Here is a 1,295-nt window from a genome sequence, read left to right as displayed (position 1 = left end):
CGCACCGAACCCAGCACCTCCAGCAACTCCGCCTCGATCTCCTCCACCTGGACCGAATGCGAGGCGTAATCCACCGGCACCCGCCGGACCCGCACCCCCTCCGCCTCCAACGCCACCGTCAAGGCGTCCAGCGCACCGACCTCACCGGCCACCACCGTCGACGACGGACCATTGACCGCCGCCACCGACAACCCCTCACCCAACCGACCCCCCACCACATCCGCCGACAGCGCCACCGACGCCATCCCGCCACCACCGGCCAACCGCGACGCGATCACCTGACTCCGACGCGCCACCACCAGCGCACCATCCTCCAAAGACAACCCACCCGCCACACACGCCGCCGCGATCTCCCCCTGCGAATGCCCCACCACCGCGACCGGCTCCACACCGAACGAACGCCACAACCCCGCCAACGACACCATCACCGCCCACAACACCGGCTGCACCACATCCACCCGCGCCAACAGGGCCTCATCGCCCAGCGCATCGCGGAGCGACCAGTCCACGAAGGGCGCCAGCGCCTCTTCACACGCGGTCATGTGCTCCGCGAACACCTGGGACGACGCGATCAGTTCGCTGGCCATCCCCACCCACTGCGCCCCCTGCCCCGGGAACACGAACACCACATCACCAGCACCCACACCACCCGAGCCCGCACCCGACAACCCCGCCAGCCCAGAGACGGCGTCACCACGCGAACCCGCCACCACCACACCCCGGTGGTCAAACCCCACCCGCGACCGCACCAGCGAGGCGCCCACATCGCACAGCTCAACCTCGGGGTTGCTCCCCACGAAGGACGCCAGCCGCTCCGCCTGGGCCCGCAGCGCCTCCGGCGACTTCGCGGACAACACCAGCGGCACCACACCCTCCGGCACCACCCGCTCGACGACCTCGCCGCCCTCCACTACCTCGCTCTCGGCCGCCTCGAGAATCACATGGGCGTTGGTGCCGCTGAGCCCGAAGGAGGAGACACCGGCGCGGCGCGGCTCTTCGCGCCGGGGCCACTCGCGGGCCTCGGTCAGCAGCTCCACCGAGCCCGCCGACCAGTCCACTTCCGGGGTCGGGGCGTCGACGTGGAGCGTCTTGGGCAGCACACCGTGCCGCATCGCCTCCACCATCTTGATCACGCCAGCCACACCCGCAGCCGACTGGGCGTGGCCGATGTTGGATTTCAGCGAACCCAGCCACAGCGGGCGGTCCTCGGCACGCTCCTGCCCGTACGTCGCCAGCAGCGCCTGCGCCTCGATCGGGTCCCCCAGCGACGTACCCGTCCCATGCGCCTCCACCAC

General features: G+C 70.7%; 1 protein-coding gene. It reads right to left on the bottom strand.

Annotation, left to right across the window (positions count from 1 at the left end):
* Positions 1-1,295 (bottom strand): acyltransferase domain-containing protein (locus ACZ6CL_RS42985; protein WP_468947038.1); only part of this gene is annotated, 1,295 nt, incomplete at both ends.

The organism is Streptomyces sp. NPDC041200 (genome assembly GCF_055591805.1).
This window is presented reverse-complemented; position numbering and strand designations above follow the sequence as displayed.